This is a genomic window from Pseudomonadota bacterium, assembly GCA_038533575.1.
GTDB lineage: Bacteria > Pseudomonadota > Alphaproteobacteria > Rhodobacterales > Rhodobacteraceae > Shimia_B.
The window spans coordinates 744432-766661 of record JBCAYL010000001.1; the positions used below are offsets into that span (position 1 = coordinate 744432).

The window sequence follows — 22230 nt, forward strand, 5'->3', positions numbered from 1 at the left end:
TTAGGGATTTAGAAAAGCGCGCGGGCGGCGGAGACGAGACGCGCCGCTTCAGGCCCGAGAGGTGTGACATGCCGGTCCACGCCCCAGAGGAGGGCGCCGAGCGCGAGAAGCGCAAGGAGCCCGCGCCCCCACCGGAGCGAGGTGCGCCGCGTCGTGTCGCCCGGCGCCTCGAGATAGGGGATCGTGGCAAAGGCATCGATGCCGAGAGCGGCTGTGAGGTCCCGCGGGGTGCGGATCGTGCGGTTGAGATGCTCGAGCAGCGCGAGGAGGCAGGCGGCAAGGACGAAACCGCCGGAGACGCCGCCCAGGGCGATCAGAGAGCGCGGCGGCCCGCTGGGGCTTTCGGGCGCAACGGCGTCTTCAACCACCGAAATGCGCTGCCCGCGGGACAGCTCCTCGATGATCTTACCCGTCTCGGCGCGCGCCTTGTTGGCCACGGCCTGGTCGTACTGGGCCTGAAGGGTGCCATGGCTCCGCTCCAACGCGGCGAGGGCCACGGCATTTCCGGGCGTCCGCCCGATGCTCTGCTCGATCTCGGCCATCTTCTCTGCCGCGGCGAGCTTCTGGCCCGCGACATAGGCGAGCTGGGCGTCGAGATCGGCGCGCTGCACCTCAAAGAGGGCGGTGTCCCGCTTCAGGGCGGCGGCACTGGCTGCGTCTCCCGGCTCTGCCAGGTTCGCTTCGGGCAGCGCTGCGCTTTCCGCCAGAGCGGTCTCGATGCGGGTCTGCAGCATCACCATGCGCGGATTGCTTTCCGAGAGCACCGCGCCCAGCGTGGCGTACTCGGCCTTGAGCTCCGCGAGGTAGCCCTCCACCGCAGGGGGTGCCCGCGACGGCGTCCGGGCCGCGCCCGACGTGGGTCGCAGCGGCTCTGCGCCGAGCATGACCTGCCCCGTGGCCTCGAAGAGCGTGACGAGCTGGAGCCTGCGATCCTTGAGCGCGGTCTCCTCCCGTTCCAGCCGCCCGAGGCGCTCCTGCAGGTTGGTCTGCTGGGTCCGGCGGAAATCGAGGCTGTCGGGCAGCGCCTCCAGATTGGCCTCCTGGAAAGCGAGGATGGCGGTGGTGCTCTCAGCCAGCTCCGTCTCGAGTCGCGTCACCTCCGCCGTGAAGAAATCGCGCGTCTCCCGCGCGAGGGAGGTGCGCGTTTCCGCGTTGACCGCGAGGATGAGGCGCACGAGCTCGTTGGCCACCGCGGCGGCCCGCGCGGGCACGGGGTCGCGGAACGAGACGCTGACGACGGTTGCGTCGCGCTGACCGCGGCGGAACTGGCCGCCCTCGGTCTCGATGAGGATCCGGGCGCGGAGATCCTCGAGCATGTCCTCGAGGCTCGGCGCCGCGTCCGGCGCGTAGATCGCCATGTCCCGCGCGAGGGCGCGAAGCGTGTCACGGCTCAGGATGCGCCGCTCGATGATCTGGAGGGCCTCGGTCTCGTTCGTGCGCACGGTGGTGGGGGCGAGATCCTCTTGCATCTGAGCGGCCTCCACGACGAGAACCGCCCGGGCGCTGTAGGTGGGGGGCGTGAGGAGCGCCGCCGCGAGGCCGAGCGCCGTACCAAGGAGCACGATGCCCGTGACGAGGGGCAGGCGGCGCCGGAGGATCTGCAGGCTGTGAGACATATCCATTCTGTTGACCTCTCTCTGGGCTAGCCGAGGGCCCGGGCGGGCGTGGGTGACGGGCGCGGGCATGCGGCGCCGAGCACCACGCCGTCGGCGATGACCGCCTCGACGGTCTTGCGCGTCACGTGATCGGCCCCGGCGCCGAAGGCATAGAGCAGCGCGTGTGCGCAGAGCTGGTTGACGAGCCGCGGTATACCGCCAGAAGCCGCGAGGAGCGGTGCCGCCGTGCTCTGCTCGAAGATCGCGCGTCCCGCCCCGGCAGCCCGGAGGCGATGGTCGATGTAGCCGGGCAGGTCATCTTCCGTGAGTGCCGGGAGATGGGCATGGGCCGAGACAAGCTGCGCGAGGGACGTGTGGGCCGGGCGGCCCAGCCGCTTGCGCAGATCCGTCTCGCCGACGAGAACGAGCTCTAGCAGATCGTGACCGCCGAAGTTGATGTTGAGCAGCCGCCTGAGCTGCGCGAGGCAGGCATCGTCGAGCGCATGGGCCTCGTCGCAGACGAGCAGCACGCGCCGCCCCCGCGCATATTCCGCCACGAGCCTTTCCTCGAGCGCCGCGTAGAGCGCCGCAAACCGCGCGCCTCCGGCAGGATCGGGCAGCGGGACGCCGAGCGCCACGAGGATGAGCTCGAAGAGCTCGCAGCGCCCGCGGGGCGCGGCGGTGGCGAGGACGGCGACGCTCAGATCGGCGCTCGCCCGTGCGACGGCCTCCCGCACGAGCAGCGATTTGCCGGTGCCCGGATCCCCGGTGAGGAGGGTCACAGGCGCGCGCGTGGCGAGCCCGTGGTCGAGCACCGCCTGCGCGCGAAGGTGCCCCGGGGCCGGAAAGAAGACGGCGGGGTCGGGCGGCAGATCGAAGGGCCGCGTCCTGAGGCCGAAATGCGCGAGAAGGGGCCCGTTGTCGAAGCTGATCATGGTCACGAGACCTCCATCGCCGGTTCTGATTGGGGAGAGCGGGGCGCCCGGTGGGGCGAGTACGGCGCGCCAGAAGTGATGCGCATTTGGCACCATCCGGGCGCGGGTGGCTGAAACTCTAGCCAGAAAAGCGCTTCCCGCCTACAACTTAGGCGGGAACGGGCTTTGGTTAACACGGACGAGGCGTGCGCATGGGTATGGTAACGAAAAGCGCGGGGGACCCGCGCGGCGAGCACATGGCCCGGGTCATGGCTCAGGTCATGGCCGTCATGGCGGCCTTGATCACGGCATGGCTGGCCGTCCCGCTCGCGGCGCAGGACTACCGGATCCAGCCCGGAGACACGCTCCGTGTGGAGGTGCTCGAGGACGAGACGCTCAACCGCGACGTGCTCGTGGCGCCGGACGGGCAGATCGCGGTGCCACTGGTCGGCACGGTGCCCGTGGCGGGTAGTTCGCTGCCGGAGGCGCAGCGACGTCTCACGGCGGCGATCGAAAGCAATTTCGCCGCCTCTCCTACGGTGCTCCTCTCGCTCATGCGCCTCGCCCCACGCAGCGTCCAGAGCACCGTCGCCGCCCCGCGGCACGTCTTCGTCATAGGCGAGGTGAAGAAGCCCGGCAGCATCGCCATGGAGGACGGCATGACCGTGCTCCAGGTGCTCTCGGTCGCGGGCGGCTTTACCGATTTCGCCGCCGTCAAGCGCATCCAGCTGCGACGCCGGGAAGCTCCCGGGCGCGAGCGTGTCTTCCGCTTCAGCTACGAGGCCGTGCTCGATGGGCGCAGCGGCTTTGGCATGGCGCCGGTGGAGCAGGGGGACGTGATCGTCGTCCCCGCGCGGCGGCTTTTCGAGTAGCCGGGCCGGAAGCCGGGGCCGGATCAGAGACGAGGGCGGGGCGCAATGAGATACAGGATCGCGACGTGGCGTGTGGCAGGGCTCGCGGGAAGCGTCCTCGCGCTCGTGGGCCTGGCTGGCCTCGCCGAAGAGGGCGGCCTCCGGTCCACCCTCACGCTCTCGCAGGGCGTCGAGGTGGCGCAGAACCCGTCGCTCTCGACCGGCGAGGAAGACAGCCTGCGCGAGGCGCGCGTGGGTCTCGGCTATACGCTTGAAACCCGCACCCGCACGGAGGCGCTGCGCTTCTCGGCCCGTGGGGACGTGCGCGCCGCCACGGATGAGGCAGGCGTCGACGTCGCGCGCCCGGAGCTCGCCTTGCGCTACAGCCGCGCCGCGCCACGCCTTGCGCTGGCGCTCGATGTCGCCGCGCGCCAATCCGACCTGCGCGTGCTTGATGCCACTGCGCTGGGCCGCGACACGGATGGCGCGCTCACGGTCCCGAGCGATCTCGAGGATCTCGAGGGGGCGGGCACGCGCACCGATCTCCGCTTCAGCGCCCGGGCGACGCTCGACGAAGAACGCCCGGTCAGCGTGACCGTGGGCCTCGCGGGGCAAAGGCTGAGCTACGCGGGCACCACCGCGCCCGGGCTCGTGGACCGCACGCGCCTCGCGCTCGATCTCGGCGCGCGGTTCGCGCTCTCGCGGGTGACGCGGGTCGAGGCCGGGCTGGGCTTCGGGACCGTGGAGGAGGACGGCGCCGCGCGCGAGATCGCCACGGTGCGCGCGGGCGTGCAATCGGCACGATCCGCGCGGCTTGTCGCTCGCGCGGGCGTCGAACTCGCCTTTCCCGAGGCGGGGCGGGACCGCGCGACGCTCCTCGCTGGCGTCACGCACCGGCTCTCGCCCCGCTCGGAGCTCTCCTTCGATGGCGGGGTCACGCTCATCGACGGCGCGGATGCGGAACCCGTCTACCGTGCGCGCCTCATGCACGCGCTCTCCCGCCGGCTGGAGGCGGATGCGCGGATTCGGCGCGAGGTCACGAGCCCCGATGGGCAGGAGACGACGGTCTCCACGGGCGCCCTTTTGGGGCTCGATCTGACGCTCACGCCGCTCTCCCAGCTCTCCCTCGATGCCACGCTCTTGCGGCAGGGCGACATCGAGACGGACACCCGGACCACGCGCCTCGCGCTCAGCTCCAACTATCGCCGGGCCCTGACAGAGGACTGGTCCGCCGCCATGGGGCTCCGCCTTTCCGCGCGGGAGACGGGCACGGGCGCGCGCGCCAGCTCCGAGGCGCTCTTTTTGCGCTTCGAGCGGCGCTGGCAGACCCGCGGGCGCTAGCACCGCTGCTGCGGTCTCCTGAGGGCTGGGCGTCGCCATGCTCAGGATCCGTCCCCGCGGAGGACAACGCCCACGGTTTTCATGAGGATCGCCGCGTCGATTGCGAAGCTCGCCGACCGGAAATACCACTCATCGAAGGTCACGCGGTCGGCGAAAGCCGTGCCGTCGCGGCCATGGACCTGCCAGGGCCCGGTGACGCCGGGGCGGAGCAAGTAATAGGCCCTACCGCCCGCCGCGCCGTAGAGAGCGCTCTGGTCGCGGGTGAACGGGCGCGGGCCCACGAGGCTCATCTCTCCCCGCAGGACATTCCAGAGCTGCGGCACCTCGTCGATATGGGTGCGCCGGAGGAGGTGGCCCAGCGGCGTGATCCGCGGGTCCCGCTTCAGCTTCTGATCGCGGGCCCATTCGGCGGCGATCTCTGGATCGGCGTCACAGAGTGCCGCGAGCGCGGCATCGGCATCCGGGATCATGGTGCGCAGCTTCCAACAGGTGAAGGCGCGGCCGTCCTTCCCTATGCGTGTCTGTCCGTAAAAGCCGCGCCCACCACCGACACGGATGGCGAGCCAGAAGATCGCCACCACGGGCAGGCTGAGCGGCAGCGTCAGCAGGACAAGCGCCACGTCGAGCGGACGCTTGAGACGTGTGGCATAGGTGGCTTTGGGAAATCTTGGCCAAGTGAGAGTCGCCGATGCATGGACATCGGCCCCTCGGGCAGCGTGTGTTGGCTCCATCTGAACCCCTTGCATTCGCGCCGCCTGTTCTGGCGGCACGACTTGGTTTCGTAGGGTTTGATGGAGTCAGGTGACCCCGCACGTGCGACCAAAGGTGTCACGACTTTTAGACAAAGTCGAGTCAAGAGATATTAACGGCGCCATGGTCCGTCGGCGGCGCGCCGCCACGGCACGCCCGGGCAAGTGACTTGAAGGCGGCCAGCTTCGCGCGTCTTCCGGGCAGAAAGCGCTCGTCAGCTCCGGTGACCTGGGCCTAAGCTGCGCCATGCGCGGTTTTCCCGATCTCCCGCCCCTCTGGTGGCTGGCCACGATCCTTCTCATACATCTCGGAGCCCGCGTCGCGCCGGGGCTGCACGTGACCCACCCAGTGCTCGACGCTTTGAGCTGGCTCCTCCTCCTCGGGGCGCTGGGGCTCATCGGCTGGTCGGCGCTCTGGTTCTGGCGCAAGCGGACACCGATCGAGCCGCACCACGTGCCGAAGGCGCTCATCGTCGAGGGTCCTTACCGGGTGTCGCGCAATCCCATCTACCTCGCGCTCGTGCTCCTGACGCTGGCCTCCGCCGCGGGGCAGGGCTCGGCGTTCGGTGTCGCGCTGGCAGCGGGTCTCTGGTGGGTGCTCGACCGCCGCTTTGCCCGGGTGGAGGAGGCGCTGCTCACGCGGAGCTTCGGAGCCGCCGCCGAAGACTACCTGAAGGCAACGCGGCGCTGGATCTGAGCCCGATGTCAGAAAAGTGCAAGCAGCAGCCCTGATCGAGCCCCGTGAGCGGCCTCAGTGCCGCGAAACGGAAAGCGCGCTCAGAGAGAGGCGCGCACCACGTCGCCCAGCTCATGCCCGCCAGCCTCTGCCGCGGCGGCCCAGCGGGCGCTGTTTGCCCGGGCGCGCGCAGCAGCTTCTTCGGCTGGGCTGCTGCGCAGGTTGAGCTGCAGGACGCCGTCGACGTAATCCACGAAGGCGAGCTTGTCGGCGGCGGTGAGCACTTTCGATTTCAGTTGCGACTGCAGAAAGACGAGCGCCTTCGGAAGCGCGAGATCGTCGGAGAGGATGGCGAGCGCCTCGGCCTGCGCGGCTGCCAGCGCCTCGGGCGCGGTCCCGTCATCGGCCTCCGCCTCGAGCGCCGTCACCCGCAGCCGCAGCCGCCGGAGCGCTGTCACGCTGTCATCGAGGAGCTTCCAGGAGAACTTCATGTTCTTGCGGTAATGCGTGCGAAAGCAGAGCAGCCGGAACGCCAGCGGATCCACGTCGCGTTCGAGCAGGTCCCAGACGGTGAGGAACTCGCCCGAGGATTTCGCCATCTTCACGCCCTCGGAGGCCTCCATGAAGGCCCCGTGCATCCAGTAATTCACGAAGGTCTTGCCCGTCGTGCATTCGGACTGCGCGATCTCGTTGGCGTGGTGGATCGGGATATGGTCGATCCCGCCGGTGTGGATGTCGATCGTGTCGCCGAGATAGTGCCGCGCCATGGCCGAGCACTCGATATGCCATCCGGGGAAGCCACGGCCCCAGGGCGCGTCCCATTCCATCTGCCGCTGCACGCCCTCGGCAGAGAACTTCCAGAGCGCGAAGTCGGTGGGCGCGCGCTTCTCGCCCGCCTCCACGCGGGCGCCTTCCTTCTGGCCCTCGCGCTTCACGCCGCCCAGGGTGCCGTACTCATCGATGCGCGTGGTGTCGAAATAGACGCCGTCGGCGATGGTATAGGTGTAGCCCTTTTCCTCCAGCGCTTCGATCATGGCGATCTGCTGGCCGATGTGATCGGTGGCGCGGCACAGGATCGAGGGCGCCGCGATGTGGAGCGCCTCGCACTGCGCAACGAAACCCTGCTCGTAGCGCTTTGCGATGGACCACGCGTCGAGCCCCTCTCGGGCCGCGCCCACCTCCATCTTGTCCTCGCCCTCGTCGCCGTCGCTCACGAGGTGCCCCACATCGGTGATGTTCATCACGTGCCGCACGGGCAGCCCGGTGGCCTCCGTCACCCGCTTGATCGTGTCCACGAAGACGTAGGTCCGCAGATTTCCGAGATGCGCGTGATGGTAGACGGTGGGCCCGCAGGAATAGAGCGTCGCCTCTGTGCTGATGGGCTCAAACGGGCGGACATGGCCCGCCATCGTGTCAAAAAAGCTCAGCGCCATGACAGGCCTCCCTGGGGTCGCATAGCGCGCTACCAGAGGGGGCAGGGGCGGGCAAGTTAGCTTTCGAGGAGCATCCGGCTGCAGGCCCCGATCTGGGCACGGGCAGCATCCCCGGCGGCCGCGGCACGGGTGGGATCATTGTGAAATCGCGCGACGGTCAGCAGCGAAGCCTGCGCCATCTTGGAGGCCACGCGGTGATGCAGCGCTGCGCGCGCCGCGCCGTCGGGCACGGTGGCCTCGTAAAGCGAGATGAAGGTGAGGCGGTCCGCCGGGAAGCTGCCGGGATCCTCGCCCACGACCCAGCTGTGCTCGATGGCCGCCGAATAGCGCCCGATGCAGCCCGCGAAGATCAGGTGAAGCGGATCCTGCGCTGCCGCTTCCCCGGGCGCGAGGCCGGCGAGGGCCAGAAGAAGAGTTCTTATTCCGCTCATATTATCATCAAACAGCTCATAAAATTGCGCGTCAATCGGGCGCTTTGCAAACTTCTTGCGTGCGACGGTAGCAGCACAACCTTTCAGAGCCGTTGCCGGTTCCGCGGAAAGACGCCGGATCTGCCCCTGCGTCACGCTGGTGCGCGGGGGCGGCGCGGCACAAGATGCGCGGATGGAGAGCTTCGATCACGTCATCGTCGGCGGCGGCTCCGCGGGAGCGGTGCTCGCCATGCGGCTCAGCGCCGATGCCGCGCGGCGCGTGCTGCTCCTCGAGGCGGGCGGGCCCGGCAAAGGGCTCCTCGTGCGGATGCCGCTCGGCGGCGTGGCGATGATCTCCGGGCGTCCGAAAATCAACAACTGGGCCTTTCAGACCGTCCCTCAGGCGGGCCTCCTCGGGCGTCGGGGTTACCAACCGCGGGGCAAGGCCCTGGGCGGCTCGAGCGCGATCAACGCCATGCTCTATGTCCGCGGCCATGCCTGGGACTATGACCATTGGGCCGCCGATGGCTGCCCGGGCTGGGGCTGGGCGGATGTGCTGCCCTATTTCATGCGGTCCGAGCACAACGTTCGCACATGCGACACGTCCGGGCGGGACGGGCCGCTCCAGGTGGCCGACCAGACGGCGGTGCGCGATATCTCGCGCGGCTTCCTCGAGGCCTGTGGCGAGGTGCAGCTGCGCCAGACGCCCGATTTCAACGGCGGGGAGAACGAGGGCGCGAGCCTCTTCCAAGTCACGCAGTTTCACGACGGGCCGCAGAGGGGCGAGCGCTGCTCTGCCGCGGTGGGCTTCCTGCACCCGGTCGTGGACCGCCCCAACCTCACCGTCGTCACCGGCGCGCAGGTGGCGGGCCTCACCGTGGAAGGCCAGCGCATCACTGGGCTCCGCTACCGGCAGGGGGCGGCCACGCGTCGCGTCGCGGCGGGGGAGGTGATCCTCTCCGCAGGCGCCTTCGGCTCGCCTCAGCTCCTCATGCTCTCCGGCATCGGCCCGGCGGACGAGATCGCGCGCCACGGGATCACAGTCCGCCACGACCTGCCCGGCGTGGGCCAGAACCTGCAGGACCACCTCGATCTCATCCTCACCTACCACGCGCGGCGTCCAGGGCGGGCTTCGGGCACCATGGGCATCAGCGCGGCGGGCGTGGCCGAGACCCTGGGCGCGGTGGCCGAATGGCTGCGGCACCGCACGGGCGCGGCCACCTCGCCCATTGCCGAGGGCGGTGCGTTCTTCCGCACCGACCCCGCGCTGCCCGCGCCGGACATCCAGCTCCATTTCGTGGTTGCCATGATCGAGAACCACCTGCGCACGATCCGCACGGGCCATGGCTTCTCCGCCCATGTCTGCGCGCTGCGCCCTCACTCGCGCGGTGAAGTGTTCCTCACCTCTGACGACCCGCTCGGCCCGCCGGGGATCGACCCACGCTACCTGAGCGATACACGCGACATCGCCACGATCACGGCGGGCGCACGGCGCGCGGTGGAGATCCTCGAGGCCCCCGCGCTCTCCCCTTGGCGGGGCGCGGCGGTGGGCCACAGCCGCGACATGAGCGATGCCGACTGGGCCGCGCGGATCCGCCAGATCGCCGATACGATCTATCACCCCGTGGGCACCTGCCGCATGGGGCAGGGCGGCGGCGCGGTGGTGGACCCGGCCTCGCTCCGCGTGCACGGCATGGAGGGGCTCCGCGTCGTCGATGCCTCCGTCATGCCCCACATCGTCAGCGGCAACACCAACGCCCCCACCATCATGATCGCCGAGAAAGCCGCCGATCTCATCCTTGCCGCCTGAGGAGACACCGATGAATGCCCATGCAGATCCGGGCCACGCCGCGCTCGACGCCGACCTCGCCGCCCTCGACGGCGCCAAGGATGCCTGGGCACGGACGCCCGTGGCGGACCGGATCACGCTCCTCAAGGACATCAAACGCCTCACCGGGCAGGTGGCCCATGCCTGGGGCGAAACGGCCGCGCGCAAGAAGGGCCTCGCGCCCAACGCGCCGCAAGCGGGCGAGGAATGGTTGAGCGGGCCCTACGCGGTGCTGCGCGCCTGCGACGGGCTCATCCGCACGCTCGAGGGCCTCCAAGGGCGGCAGTATCTCCGCGGGCTCAAGAAGCGGTATCTGCCCCATGGCCAGCTCGCCGTGGAGGTCGTGCCGGCCACCCCGCGCGACGCGCTGATCATGCCGGGGCTCCGGGCCGAGGTCTGGATGCGGGAGGGGGTGAGCGAAGCGAACCTGCCGGGGACGACGGCCACCGCCTATGACACGCCGGAGGCAGAGCGCACCGGCGCGCTGGCGCTCGTCCTCGGCGCGGGCAACATCGCCTCGATCCCGGTGCTCGACGTCTTCCAGAAGCTCTTCGTGGAAAACCAGGTGGTGCTTCTGAAGATGAACCCGGTGAACGCCTATCTGGCGGATGTCTTCCAGGTGGCGCTCGGACCGCTCGTTGCGCGCGATGCGCTGCGCATCGTGACCGGCGGCGGCGATGTCGGCGCTTACCTCTGCGAGCACGCGGCGGTGGAGGAGATCCACATCACCGGGGCCGAGGCCACCCACGATCTCATCGTCTGGGGCGCGGGCAAAGAGGGCAAGCGGGCCAAGGCGGCGGGCACGCCGCGGAACACCCGCCGCGTCACATCCGAGCTCGGCGCGGTCTGCCCCACGATCATCGTGCCGGGCCCGTGGAGCCGGGCGGACATCGCGCATCAGGCCGCGCAGGTCGCCACGCAGAAAATGGTGAATGCCGGGTTCAATTGCGTCTCCACGCAGGTCCTGCTCCTGCCCGAGGTCTGGGCGCAGAAGGAGCCGTTTCTCCGCGCCATGAAGCGCGTTCTCGCCGCGCAGGACCGGCCGGCCTACTATCCAGGCGCCACCGATCGGAGCGCGGCCTTCGCCGCGGGCGCACCGCACGAGGCCATCCCCCGCGGCACGGCCCCCGATTTCATCTTCTCGGAAGGCGTAGGCGGAGAATTCGCCCAGACCGAGGTCTTCGCCCATGCACTCTCGACCCATGATATCGCCGGGGAGGGGGAGGCGTTTCTTCGCGCGGCCATCGCCTATGCCAACGACACGCTCCACGGCACGCTCGGGGCCAACATCGTCATCCACCCCGAAACGCTCGCAGAGATCGGCAAGGCCTGCTTCGACGCCTGCCTGCGGGAGCTGCGCTACGGCAATATCGCGGTGAATGCCTGGACGGGGGCAAGCTTCGCGCTCACCGAGATCCCGTGGGGCGCGTTTCCGGGGCACACGCTCGAGGATGTGCAATCGGGCATCGGCACCGTGCACAACACGTTCATGTTCGAGGCCTCCGAGCGCACGGTGCTCTACGGGCCGTGGGCACCGATCCCACGCGCGTGGTGGCTGGGAGAGCGGCACCTGATGCCCAAGCCGCCCTGGTTCGTCACGCACCGGCACGCGGACAAGGTGGCCCGCGCCCTTGTGGACTATACCGCCACGGGGCGGCCCGCGCGGCTGGCGGCGCTCCTTTGGCACGCATTGCGCGGATAGGGTGCGGCCAATGCTGACCTTTTCGTTCGGGTTTCTTGATGCTATCTAAGCGTCAGTAAGCGGGGCGTGAGCGCCGCGATGTAAAGGAAGACCGTTGTGAGCGCAGTCCTGCTCGCCGCGCCACAGAGCGCCCCGGATCACAGCCCAGCCCCGGAAGAGACCGCCTTCGCGGCGCTGAGGCCCTTGCTCAATCGCGTGCGCTTCATCGCGCAGACCTGCCGCGCCGAGGCGCGTCTCGATCTCGCCGTCGCCTGCGCCGCCATCCATGCCTGCCCGGAAAAGAGCCTCGATGCCGTGGCCACCTCCATGGTGCGGGTCTTCTCGGAGGCCGTGGGCGGCCATGTGTGCTTCCGCGCGCCCGGCGCCGCGGATATGAGCTTTGACGAGGAATGGCTATTGCGCGTCGTCGACCGGGCCATCGCGAAGGACACGATGAGCGTGGAGTTCCTGCTGCGGCGCCGGGTACCGGCCCGGAACCACCACGCCTTCCGCAGCATTGTGCGGGCAGTGAGCACAATTCTGAGACCCTAGCCCTTGCGCTAGTTTAGAATTGTTCTAATTTGTTTGGCAGCCAGCTTTGGGCCAGCCAATCACGCGTTCCTGTGGGGACGCTCGACCGTAAAGGACAAAGATATGCTGCAGAGCGCCGAGAGCCTCTCCGTCGAGGCCAAGACAGAAATCATCGAGAAGCTGAACCAGGTGGTGGCGGAGACCGTCGTGACGACGATGCTCGCGCAAAACTTCCACTGGAACGTGACGGGCATGGGCTTTGGCTCTCTCCACGCGCTCTTCCAGGAGATCTACGAAGATCACTTCGAAGGGCAGGACGACGTCGCCGAGCGGATCAAGGCCATCGGCGGCCATGCCGAGGGCCAGCTTGCCGGCATGCTCAAGCGCTCCAAGGTGGGCGAGCAGGACGGCCATCAATCCGACAAGGAGATGATCAAGCACCTCTCCGATGCGGAGAAGACCATCGCCGACACCATCGCGGGCACGGCCGCCTATGCCGAGGAAGCCGGCGATGTGGCGACCCATGACCTCATGATCGAGCGTCAGCAGGTCCACGAGAAGTTTGCCTGGATGCTCGACGCGCATCTGCGCTGAGTGTCGCCGCTGGAGCGATATCTCCGTCTCACGCGGCAGGTGATGCCGCGTGAGGCGCGGGCACGGGGCTGGCCGGTCCATCAGGATCACTGCTTCCAGCGCATCGTGCTCGACCATGTCTGCGGTGGCCGCTGGTACGATCACGTCAAGCGCCCCGCCTACAAACACATGTCAGACGCCCATGCACGCGACGCCGCTGCCCTCTGCGACCGCATTCTTTTGGGCGACGCTGATCTTCACGCCCTCAATGCACAATCGCTAGTGTGGCGCGGCAAGTCCGGGCCGAAGGCGCAGGTACTTGCCCCGCGGGACGCGCAACTTACCCTCGATCTATGCCAAAACGCACCTACCCAAAGGACGCCGCCCGCGTAGAGACGGCCGATGACCTCGACGAGGTCGTCACCGACAAGCGCGAGGGCTGGCGCGCCAACCCGGCCAAGGCCCGCCGCCGGCAGCGCCGCTACAAGAAACGCCTGACCGACGAGATCGTGCGCCTCGCCCAGGACGATGGCGCGGACGACCTCTAAAGGACCCGTCAGGCCGCCTTCTTGGCTTTTTTCGCTTTCTTCTCGAGCTTGCGCGCATAGAGCGCGGGCCATGCGCTGAATTTGCCCATTTGGGCCTGCTGGTGCTTGATCAGGTCGATGAAGGCCGCTTGCTCCACGGGCTTTTTCAGCCGCTTGAAGATCTTCTTCTGCGGCTTCGTCATAGAGCAGGCGATGCAGTGCCCGGCGCGCTTGTACTTGCAGACGTCCACGCAGGGGGACGGGAGCTTCTTGGACATGGAAAAGCCTCTTTGCCTGTCCCAGATATAGGGATCAGCGCGCAGAGGCGAGAGGTGTCATTTCGTCAGGATGAGCTTTCCCGCGCGCGTGATGCGCAGCGTGTAGAGCTGGTCGCCGAGCGCGATCCGGGCGAGCCCGTCGCGGGTCAGCACCTCGGCATCATAGACCGGGACCCGGTCCTCCGGGCGCTCAGACGTCTCGACCTCTCTCGGAAAATCTACCACCACCATAGTCCCTCGAACTCCTTGTTCTCGACGAGGTTGTCGATGATCTCCCAGGTCGCGCTGTCGGTGCCGAGGGCGGCAAAGAGCGACGCGAGCAGGGCCCAGCCATCATCCTGCGCATGCCAGTGTCGCAGACGGGGGCGCAGTCTGGAATCATCAGCCATGGGACAACCTTCTGTTGCATTGCCCTTAATTCCTGACTGATTTGCTTGGTTGAGTCAATCTTAGTGTTTTGATCAGGAATTAATCCGCCGCTGCGAACGGATCGCGTTTCTGCGCCGCGCGGTAGCGCTTGGGCGTCTCGCCCATGGAGCGCGCGAAAAGCCGGTAGAAGTAGCTGGTATTCTCGAAGCCACAGCGCGAGGCGATGGCCTCGATGCTTGCGTCTTCCGTGCGCAGGAGGCGCGCGGCGTGGTCGATGCGGATGCGGTTGACGTAGTCGGTGGGGGTGAGCCCGAGCACCTCCTTGCAGGTCCGGCACACATGCTCGTGGCTGCGCCCGGCGGCGGCGATGAAGCCTGCCACGCCGAGGCGGAAGACCTCGATGTCCTGCGCAGCAGAACAGGCCGCGGAGAACCAGGCCGGCCCCGCCGCCATGCCCTGCGCGCTGGGCACGGCCACGCGATTGCAGAGCGTGAGCAGGAATTCCTCGATCCGCGCGAGGGTCCTGTCGGCCGTTTGGAGCTGCCCCGCGATCGCCAGCGCGCGCTCGAATTGCTGGGGCCCGAGCGTGTGGAGCTCGGGCAGCGCACCCGGCGCGTCAAAGAACCGGCCTCGCAGCGTGTCGCCATAGCGCGCCACGAGATGCGCCGCGCTCGCGCTCTCGTACATGACGTTGATGATCTCGCAGCCCTCCCGCGCGGCGCGAAAGGCATGGGCATCCCGCGGGCGGATAAAGACGAGCTGTCCCTCCGAGAGCGTCTGCATCTGCCCGTTGATCCAATGCGCTGTGCGGCCCCGCGTGATCAGGAACACCTCGTGAAAGTCGTGGGTATGCGCCCGCGCCGGGAAGCGCTTGGCCAGCATCTTGCGCGCGTAGTGGAAGCTTTCGCCACGCGCGAGGTAGCTGGCAAGCCGGTAGGTCTCAGTCTCCATGGAGCAAGATTAGCGAGTTTTCGCGGCATTGCAGCGTAAAAAGATCAATTTCGTACATGTCTATATCAAGCCGCGTCGCTGAAATGCGCAAAAAATGGGCGGAGTGTAAACAAGGAGTTAACGAGGACGACTCATGCCCGGCTTGGCGCTCGACAGCCCAGACCTTTCCTTCGCGCCGGTGGTTAATCCCGCGCCGAAGCGGCTGAGCGTGGCCGAAATCGCCCATTACAATGCCCAGGGCTTCGCGCAGCCCTTCGACATCTTCAACGCCGCCGAGATGGCCGAGATCCGCGCCTATATCGACGGCCTCATGCGCGATGCAGGGGAGGCAGGCGCCTACGGGATCAATTGCTACCAGGCGCGACTCGCCGGCCTCTACGACATCGCCACCGACGCGCGCATCCTCGATCACGTGGAGGATATTCTCGGCCCCGATATCCTCTGCTGGGCCACCGCGATCCTCTCGAAGAAGCCGCACGATCCAAAGGCGGTGCCCTGGCACCAGGACGCGAGTTTCTGGAAGCTGAGCCCGGCGCGCACGGTCACGGTCTGGCTCGCCATCGACGACGCCGACGCCGAGAACTCCGCCATGCGCTTTATCCCCGGCACGCACGACCGCGGCGCCTTCGCGGTGCAGGCCACGGAGGCGGGCCGCGCCGTCTTCCACCAGGAAACGGCCGGGGCAGACGCGCTCGGCGCGCCCTTTACCAATGCGCTCAAAGCGGGCCAGATCTCGCTCCACGCCGACATGCTCGTCCATGGCTCGCTGGCCAATACGTCCGATCGGCGGCGCTGCGGTTTCACGCTGCGCTACTGCCCGCCCACCGTGCAAATCACCGATGCCGCCTGGGCCGCGGGCGTGGAGGCGATCCTCTGCCGCGGGCAGGCGGGCCGCTGGGCCACCCATCCGCGCCCCGAGAACGACGACATCACGCGGACGCGCTCGCCCCACGTCGTGGGCAACAACTGATGGAGATCACGTGGTACGGCCATGCCGCCTTCGGGCTGGCACCGGAGACGGGCCCGCGGATCATCACCGATCCCTACACGCCCGAGGGCGTGGGCTACCCGCCGATCGCCGAGCCCGCGGATCTCGTCATCATCTCCTCCGACGATGACAGCGCCCATTGCCGGGCGGATCTCATCAGCGGCGATCCAGAGGTGGTGAACGCCCTCAAGGTCGCGCAGTCCGGCGGCACGAGCCGGGCCAAAGACATCGACATCACGGCCATCGAGGCCGCCGAGTGGGATCACCACCCAGAGCATGCGGTGCCCGGGCAAAACGGCATGTACCGCTTCGAGCTCGACGGCATGGCCTGCGCCCATATGGGCGACGTGGGCAATCCGCTCACCGAGGCGCAGCAGGATTTCTTCCGCGGCACCGACATTTTGTTCGCATTGGCAGGTGGTTATCTGACGATCTTACTACCCGATCTCATGGAGATGATCCGCCGCGTGAAGCCGCGCCTCGTGATCCCCATGCACTTCCGCACGCTCACCTATCGCCCGCGCAACACGATGTGGATCGAGAGCTTCCTCGCCCATTTCAACGACGCGGATGTTGATTTCGCCTGTTCACCTAGGGTCAACTTGACCCGTGCCGACCTGCCGGAGCGCACGCGCGTCCTCGTGATGGATTATTTGCGTTAGCTACGGCCCATAACCAGCCAATAAACAAATTACTTCTTTGGGAGGAAGTCCATGAAAAAGCTCATCATCACCGCCTCAAGCCTGGCGATCGCGGCCTCGGTCGCGTCCGCGCAGAGCGTGGCGCGGGAAAACACGGTCATCTTCGACCTCGACCGCACGATCACGGATCCGGAGAACTTCAACTGGTTCACCGACAATTCTGGGGTCCGCCGCCTCGCGGGCGCGCACCAGACGATGTGGGAGCCGCTCTTCATCCTGAATTATGGCACGGGTGAGCTCGAGCCGTGGCTCGCCACGGGCGCCGAGAGCAACGCGGACTTCACAGAGTGGACCGTGACGCTCCGCGATGGCGTGACGTGGTCCGACGGCGAGGCATTCAACGCCGATGACGTCGTATTCACTGTCAACATGGCTGAGAATACCGAGGATTTCTCCGCCCGCGAAGTGTCCGCGCTCACGAGCCAGGTGGCCTCCGTCGAGAAGGTGGACGACCTCACCGTGCGCTTCACGCTCGAGGGCTCCAATCCGCGCTTCATCGTGGAAAACTTCGGCGTTCGCATCGCGAACTCCTTCCTCATCATGCCCGAGCATGTGTGGTCGGCGGTGGACGATCCCGCCACCTTCACCTTCTTCCCGCCCATCGGCACGGGCCCCTATGCCTACAGCTCTGGCGCGTCGAACCGCATGATCTGGGACCGCCGCGACAGCTGGTGGGGCGCAGAGACGGGCTTCATGGACATGCCCGCACCCGAGCGTGTCATCTTCCTCGAGAGCGGCGGCGAGGAAAGCCGCGCACAGCTCATCGCGTCGAACCAGCTCGACGCCGCGCAAAACGTCACCATCGGCACCTTCGAGGCGATTCAGGCGCAGAACGACGCCGTCATCGCGTGGGTGGACGGCTTCCCCTTCGCGGCCGCCGATCCCTGCGCGCGCCAGCTCGAGATCAACACCACCGTCGCGCCCTGGGACAACGCCAACATGCGCCGCGCCGTGGCCTCGATCATCGACCGCTCGCAGATCGTGAACGTGGCCTACGAGGGCACGACGGAAGCGTCGCGGACGATGTTCGCGCAATACGGCTCCATGGCGCCCTTTATCGAAGCTGTGGAGGAGGCGGGCTATGGCCTGCCGGCGCGCGCAGATGTGGAGGCGGGTCAGGCGCTCATCGAAGCTGAAGGCTGGGTGCGCGACGGCGACTACTACATGAAGGACGGCGAGACGCTTGGCGTCGACATCCACGTGAACTCCGCCTCCACGGAATACACCCGCACCATCGACGTGGTCGTCGAGCAGCTGCAGCGCGCCGGGATCGACGCCCGTGCGACGCCCGTGGAAAACGGCGTGTTCTGGGGCGAGGTTCTGCCCTTCGGCGCTTACGAGATGTCCTATAGCTGGCTGTCCTGCGGGTCGGTGAACGAGCCATGGGCCTCCATGGGCCGCTATAACTCGCGCGATGTCGTGCCCGTGGGCGAGCGTTCGCCCGGCTTCAACAACACCTCGCGGTGGGACGGCCCCGCGGCGGATGCCTACACGGCCATCGTGGACCAGATCGCCACGAAGCCCCTTGGGGATCCCGAGGTGCCAGGACTGGTGGCGGAAGCCTACCAGTATCTCGATGCCGAGATGCCCTTCATCCCGCTCGCGCAGGCCTCGAAGCTCATCCCGTTCAACACGACCCATTGGACGGGCTGGCCGACCTCGGAGAACTACTACAACCACCCGTTCTTCTGGTGGGGCCACACGCACCAGATCATCCACAATCTGGAGCCCGCGGGCTAAGAACCTTCACGCCGCCCCGGGCCTGACCCGGGGCCTCCACCTCTGAGGCGAGAGGTCCCGGGTCAGGCCCGGGGCGTGATACGAAAGACGACCGTCCCGGACCCCGATCCGGGACCTCGCGCCGCCTCGAGAGGGCCCGCAAGAGGCCTGGGGCGACCGTGACACATCACTGCCGCGGGCAGTCCATGCCCGTGATGCCAAGGCACACCCCGCCCGACCGGTGTGCAGACGCTGTGTGTACGACCCCGGGTACGCCGTGTGCCAGTGCCCATCCGCCGCAACGGAAAGGAGCCCCGCCATGGGACGCATTCCAAGGGATTACCTGATCAACCGTCTGGTGACGCTGGTGCTCACCATTCTGATCGCCGCGACGATCATATGGATCATCCCGCGGCTTTCGCCGGTCGACCCCGCCGAGATCGCACTGGGGCGCATGGCAGCGGGCGCAGGAACGGTGGCAAATTCCGAGGAAATCCTCGCGCAGCTCAGGGCACAGATGGGCATCGATCAGCCACTGATCGTTCAGTATTTCAAATACTTGTCGGGCGCTCTTGTTTTCGATTTCGGGCTGTCGACCGCGGCCTTCCCGACGCCGGTCGCCACGCTCATCCTCAACGCGCTGCCCTGGACACTGGGGCTCATGATCCTGTCGCTCCTGATCACCTTCTTCATCGGCAACCTCCTCGGCGCGCTGATGGTCTGGGAGAAATCGCCCAATCTCGTGAAGGTGGCGATCCCGGCGGCGATGGTCTTTACCTCAATTCCGCCAATCCTTTCCGGGCTTCTCCTCATGTGGATTTTCAGCGCGAAACTGCAGTGGTTTCCGCTCACCGGTGCCTATTCGATCTTCGTGGAGCCGGGCTGGACATGGACGTTCGTGCAATCCGTCCTCTACCACGGCTTTCTGCCCGCGCTCTCCATCGTCATCGTGACGTTCGGCTTCTGGGCGCTCGGCATGCGCGGGCTCATGATCACCGTGCAGGGCGAGGACTACGTGACGCTGGCCAAGGCCAAGGGATTGAAGCCGCGGTACATCCTCTACCGCTACATGATTCGCAACGCGATCCTCCCGCAAATCACTGCTTTTGCACTGAAAATCGGGCTGCTCATCGCCGGGCAGGTGCTCGTGGAACGCATATTCGCCTATAACGGGATGGGCAAATTGCTCTACGACGCGATCCTCAACCAGGACTTCCCGGTCATCCAGGGGGTGAGTTACGTCATCATCCTCATGACCGCCGTGAGCGTCTTCCTCGTGGACCTGCTCTATCCCTTCATCGACCCCCGTATCCGGCATGAGGCTGCGTGATGGCTGAGTATTCGACAAACGACGGCGCAGCCGAAGCCGAAACCCCGCTTACACGTGCTGAAAGAAAGCAGGCGAGGCGGCTGAAAAGGTTCGACAATCCGTGGCTCAATCCGAAGCTCATGTGGGGCGTGGGGCTGCTCCTCGGCATCATCGCACTGGGCCTCCTCGGGCGCATTTTCTGGGATCCGGATCTCGTCTTCGTGGGCTCGGGCCTGCCGCGGCAGACGCCCTTCGGCTTCGAGAACATGCGCGGTCAGGCAGGCACGCTCGCCCACCCGCTGGGCACCGATGGCGGCGGTCGCGATCTTCTCGCGCTCCTCATCATCGGCGCGCCAAACACGCTCTTCGTGGGGCTTCTGGCCTCGCTCATAGGCATGTCCATCGGCATTTTCCTCGGTTTCTCCGCGGGCTTCCTGGGCGGGCGCACGGATGACACGATCCGTGTCCTCGCCGACGTGATGATCACGATCCCGCCGCTTCTCATCCTCGTCGTCTTCCAGTCGTCCTTCGGGGACGTCTCGCTCACAATGATGGCGCTCCTCATCGCGGGCTTCGTCTGGCAATCGCCCACGCGCCTCATCCGCGCGCAGGTGCTCTCGATGAAGCGCTCGGGCTACGTGCAGATGGCGCAGCTCAGCGGTGCGGGCACCTTCCACATCATGTTCCGGGAGATGATGCCCAACCTCGTGCCCTATCTCTTCGGCTCCTTCATTGCCTCGGTCACCACTTCCATTGTGACCGCCGTGGGGCTCGAAGTCCTCGGCCTCGGGCCGCAGCGGATCCCCACGCTGGGTCGCACGATCTACGAGGCCATCAATGCCGGCGCGCTCATCCAGAACCTCTGGTGGTGGTGGGGCCTGCCCACGCTCCTACTCGCGACGATGTTCATCGGGCTCCTCCTCATCAATCTGGGTCTCGACGAGGTCTCCAACCCGCGCCTGAGGAAGCTGTCATGAGGGCGGCCTCAAAGCGGGAGGCCCCGGGTCAAGCCCGGGGCGTGAAGCGCGACACACCCGTCCCGGGCCTGACCCGGGACCTCCGCCGTGGGAAAAGACCATGACCGACAAACCCGTCCTGACCCTGAAAGACCTCTCCATCGAGTTTCCGACGCCCAAGGGCGTCGTGCAGGCGGTGAAGGGCCTCAACCTGACGATCGAGAAGGGGCGCCGCGTGGGCTTCATCGGCGAGTCCGGGTCGGGAAAGACCACGACCGCGCTCGCCGTCATGCAGATGCTCGCCGAACCGGGGCGCGTCTCCTCCGGCTCCATCGACCTCGCCGGTACCGACATGCTGGCCCTTGGCGAGGAAGACATGCGCCGCGCGCGGCTTTCGGCGGTGGCCTACATTCCCCAGGGGGCCATGAACTCGCTCAATCCCGTCATGCGTGTCGAGCCGCAGATGTGGGATGCGATCATCGCCCACGAGGGCAATCTGCCCCGGGCAGAGCTGCAGAAACGCTCGGACGCCGCGCTCGTCTCGGTGGGTCTGCCCGAACATGCGGGACAGCTCTTCCCGCACGAGCTCTCCGGCGGCATGAAGCAGCGCGTCTGCATCGCCATGGGCCTCATCCTCAACCCGGATCTCATCATCGCCGACGAGCCCACTTCCGCGCTCGACGTCGTCACCCAGCGGCAGGTTATGCAGACCCTGAAGGACATCCAGGCCGAGATCGGCTCGGGCCTCATCCTCATCGGGCACGACATGGGGCTCATGGCGCAGTCGGTGGATGAGTTGGCCGTGCTGAAGGATGGCGAACTCGTGGAGCACGGCACCGTCCAGCAGATCATCGAGGCCCCGAAGCATCCCTACACGCAGGATCTCATCTCTTCCGTGCCGCTCGTGGGCGGCGACAGCTTCCTCAACCCGGACCGCAACGCGCCAGCGGCGCAGCGCAGCTCGAAGGAGCCGCTCCTGCGCTTCGAGAACGTGCGCAAGGATTACGGCACCGTCACCGCGCTCCATCCGATGTCCTTCACGCTCGAAGGGGACACGCCTCAGATCATCTCCATCGTGGGGCAATCGGGCTCGGGCAAATCGACCATGGGCTCGATCATGCTGGGCTTCAATCCGCCGAGCGAGGGCCGCGTGCTCTACGAGGGGCAGGACGTGGCGCGCATGAACGCCGCCCAGAGCCTCGCGTTCCGCAAGAATGTGCAGGCGGTGTTCCAGGACCCTTACGCTTGCTTCAACCCGTTCTACCGGGTCAATCACGCGCTGAAGTTCCCCTACAAGCAGTTCGGGCTCGCCACCTCGGAGGCCGCCACGCAAAAGGCGATGGAGGAGGCCTGCGCCGCCGTGGGGCTCGACCCCGATCTGGTCCTCTCGCGCTATCCCCACCAGCTCTCGGGCGGGCAGCGGCAGCGCCTCATCGTGGCCCGCGCGCTGATGCTTTCGCCGAAGCTGCTCATCGCCGATGAGCCCGTGAGCATGGTCGATGCGTCGCTCCGCGCCACGATCCTGTCCAACATCTACGACCTGAAGGACAAGTACGGGATCTCGATCCTCTACATCACGCACGACCTCGCCACGGCCTACCACGTGTCCGACTACGTGATGGTCCTCTTCAAAGGGCATGTCGTCGAAGCCGGGCCACCGCGGGAAGTGATCGGCGCGCCCCAGCACCCCTACACGCAGCTCCTCATCGACTCGATCCCGTGGCCCGATCTCCAGCGCAGCTGGGGCTCCGAAGGTTGGGACCCAGATTCCATGCGCGACGAAGCCGAGCGCGCGCCCAGCGTCATGCGCGGTGGCATCGCGGGCTTCGAGCTCGTGACCGGCTAGTGGG

General features: G+C 67.1%; 23 protein-coding genes. 14 read left to right on the plus strand and 9 right to left on the minus strand.

The window, feature by feature from the left end:
* Nucleotides 1–8: 8 nt before the first annotated feature.
* Nucleotides 9–1622, minus strand: a complete 1614-nt coding sequence (locus tag AAFM92_03905; protein ID MEL7299509.1) for a Wzz/FepE/Etk N-terminal domain-containing protein — start codon at nucleotides 1620–1622, stop codon at nucleotides 9–11.
* 20 nt (nucleotides 1623–1642) lie between these two features.
* Entirely contained in the window at nucleotides 1643–2530 is an 888-nt protein-coding gene (locus tag AAFM92_03910) for an AAA family ATPase (protein MEL7299510.1), read from the minus strand.
* Between the two features lie 191 nt (nucleotides 2531–2721).
* Here AAFM92_03910 and AAFM92_03915 point away from each other — a divergent pair, with 191 nt between their 5' ends.
* Entirely contained in the window at nucleotides 2722–3381 is a 660-nt protein-coding gene (locus tag AAFM92_03915; protein ID MEL7299511.1) for a polysaccharide biosynthesis/export family protein, read from the plus strand.
* 45 nt (nucleotides 3382–3426) lie between these two features.
* Complete coding sequence (locus tag AAFM92_03920; GenBank protein ID MEL7299512.1) at nucleotides 3427–4701, plus strand: hypothetical protein; 1275 nt, start codon at nucleotides 3427–3429, stop codon at nucleotides 4699–4701.
* Between the two features lie 41 nt (nucleotides 4702–4742).
* Here AAFM92_03920 and AAFM92_03925 read toward each other — a convergent pair whose 3' ends face one another.
* Nucleotides 4743–5432, minus strand: a complete 690-nt coding sequence (locus AAFM92_03925; GenBank protein ID MEL7299513.1) for a sugar transferase — start codon at nucleotides 5430–5432, stop codon at nucleotides 4743–4745.
* A 265-nt stretch (nucleotides 5433–5697) separates the two neighbouring features.
* On the opposite strand from AAFM92_03925, the gene AAFM92_03930 reads away from it, so the two are divergent.
* Entirely contained in the window at nucleotides 5698–6147 is a 450-nt protein-coding gene (locus AAFM92_03930; GenBank protein ID MEL7299514.1) for an isoprenylcysteine carboxylmethyltransferase family protein, read from the plus strand.
* Between the two features lie 80 nt (nucleotides 6148–6227).
* Here AAFM92_03930 and AAFM92_03935 read toward each other — a convergent pair whose 3' ends face one another.
* Both AAFM92_03935 and AAFM92_03940 read right to left on the minus strand, forming a co-directional pair.
* Nucleotides 6228–7559, minus strand: a complete 1332-nt coding sequence (locus AAFM92_03935) for a cysteine--tRNA ligase (protein MEL7299515.1) — start codon at nucleotides 7557–7559, stop codon at nucleotides 6228–6230.
* A 56-nt stretch (nucleotides 7560–7615) separates the two neighbouring features.
* Nucleotides 7616–7990 (minus strand): hypothetical protein, encoded by a 375-nt coding sequence (locus AAFM92_03940; protein ID MEL7299516.1) that lies wholly within the window; start codon nucleotides 7988–7990, stop codon nucleotides 7616–7618.
* Between the two features lie 172 nt (nucleotides 7991–8162).
* Between AAFM92_03940 and AAFM92_03945 the strand changes: the two genes are divergently transcribed.
* From AAFM92_03945 to AAFM92_03965, 5 genes are all read left to right on the plus strand, one after another.
* On the plus strand, nucleotides 8163–9779 hold the full coding sequence (locus AAFM92_03945; GenBank protein ID MEL7299517.1) for a GMC family oxidoreductase N-terminal domain-containing protein: 1617 nt from the start codon (nucleotides 8163–8165) through the stop codon (nucleotides 9777–9779).
* Between the two features lie 10 nt (nucleotides 9780–9789).
* Nucleotides 9790–11499, plus strand: a complete 1710-nt coding sequence (locus AAFM92_03950) for an aldehyde dehydrogenase family protein (protein ID MEL7299518.1) — start codon at nucleotides 9790–9792, stop codon at nucleotides 11497–11499.
* Nucleotides 11500–11595: 96 nt separating this feature from the next.
* Complete coding sequence (locus AAFM92_03955; protein ID MEL7299519.1) at nucleotides 11596–12030, plus strand: hypothetical protein; 435 nt, start codon at nucleotides 11596–11598, stop codon at nucleotides 12028–12030.
* A gap of 102 nt (nucleotides 12031–12132) precedes the next feature.
* On the plus strand, nucleotides 12133–12603 hold the full coding sequence (locus tag AAFM92_03960; GenBank protein MEL7299520.1) for a DNA starvation/stationary phase protection protein: 471 nt from the start codon (nucleotides 12133–12135) through the stop codon (nucleotides 12601–12603).
* Nucleotides 12604–12935: 332 nt separating this feature from the next.
* On the plus strand, nucleotides 12936–13130 hold the full coding sequence (locus AAFM92_03965) for a hypothetical protein (protein MEL7299521.1): 195 nt from the start codon (nucleotides 12936–12938) through the stop codon (nucleotides 13128–13130).
* 8 nt (nucleotides 13131–13138) lie between these two features.
* Here AAFM92_03965 and AAFM92_03970 read toward each other — a convergent pair whose 3' ends face one another.
* The 4 genes from AAFM92_03970 to AAFM92_03985 form a co-directional block, all read right to left on the minus strand.
* The gene (locus AAFM92_03970) at nucleotides 13139–13387 is read right to left on the minus strand and encodes a DUF1289 domain-containing protein (GenBank protein MEL7299522.1); all 249 of its coding nucleotides are present in this window, start codon (nucleotides 13385–13387) and stop codon (nucleotides 13139–13141) included.
* Between the two features lie 57 nt (nucleotides 13388–13444).
* The gene (locus AAFM92_03975) at nucleotides 13445–13618 is read right to left on the minus strand and encodes a hemin uptake protein HemP (GenBank protein ID MEL7299523.1); all 174 of its coding nucleotides are present in this window, start codon (nucleotides 13616–13618) and stop codon (nucleotides 13445–13447) included.
* Nucleotides 13606–13776, minus strand: coding sequence for a hypothetical protein (locus AAFM92_03980; protein ID MEL7299524.1), 171 nt, complete (start codon nucleotides 13774–13776; stop codon nucleotides 13606–13608). Before AAFM92_03980 ends, AAFM92_03975 begins: the two co-directional genes overlap by 13 nt.
* A gap of 79 nt (nucleotides 13777–13855) precedes the next feature.
* Nucleotides 13856–14707, minus strand: a complete 852-nt coding sequence (locus AAFM92_03985) for an AraC family transcriptional regulator (protein MEL7299525.1) — start codon at nucleotides 14705–14707, stop codon at nucleotides 13856–13858.
* A 133-nt stretch (nucleotides 14708–14840) separates the two neighbouring features.
* Here AAFM92_03985 and AAFM92_03990 point away from each other — a divergent pair, with 133 nt between their 5' ends.
* The 6 genes from AAFM92_03990 to AAFM92_04015 all read left to right on the plus strand — a co-directional run bounded on the left by AAFM92_03990 (nucleotide 14841) and on the right by AAFM92_04015 (nucleotide 22226).
* Nucleotides 14841–15677, plus strand: coding sequence for a phytanoyl-CoA dioxygenase family protein (locus AAFM92_03990; GenBank protein ID MEL7299526.1), 837 nt, complete (start codon nucleotides 14841–14843; stop codon nucleotides 15675–15677).
* A complete protein-coding gene (locus AAFM92_03995; GenBank protein MEL7299527.1) occupies nucleotides 15677–16357 on the plus strand; it encodes an MBL fold metallo-hydrolase in 681 nt (226 codons plus the stop codon). The genes AAFM92_03990 and AAFM92_03995 overlap by 1 nt, the downstream gene beginning before the upstream one ends.
* Before the next feature lie 51 nt (nucleotides 16358–16408).
* A complete protein-coding gene (locus AAFM92_04000) occupies nucleotides 16409–18136 on the plus strand; it encodes an ABC transporter substrate-binding protein (GenBank protein ID MEL7299528.1) in 1728 nt (575 codons plus the stop codon).
* A 298-nt stretch (nucleotides 18137–18434) separates the two neighbouring features.
* On the plus strand, nucleotides 18435–19445 hold the full coding sequence (locus AAFM92_04005) for an ABC transporter permease (protein MEL7299529.1): 1011 nt from the start codon (nucleotides 18435–18437) through the stop codon (nucleotides 19443–19445).
* On the plus strand, nucleotides 19445–20401 hold the full coding sequence (locus AAFM92_04010; protein ID MEL7299530.1) for an ABC transporter permease: 957 nt from the start codon (nucleotides 19445–19447) through the stop codon (nucleotides 20399–20401). Before AAFM92_04005 ends, AAFM92_04010 begins: the two co-directional genes overlap by 1 nt.
* A 100-nt stretch (nucleotides 20402–20501) precedes the next feature.
* Complete coding sequence (locus tag AAFM92_04015; GenBank protein MEL7299531.1) at nucleotides 20502–22226, plus strand: ABC transporter ATP-binding protein; 1725 nt, start codon at nucleotides 20502–20504, stop codon at nucleotides 22224–22226.
* Nucleotides 22227–22230 lie beyond the last annotated feature (4 nt).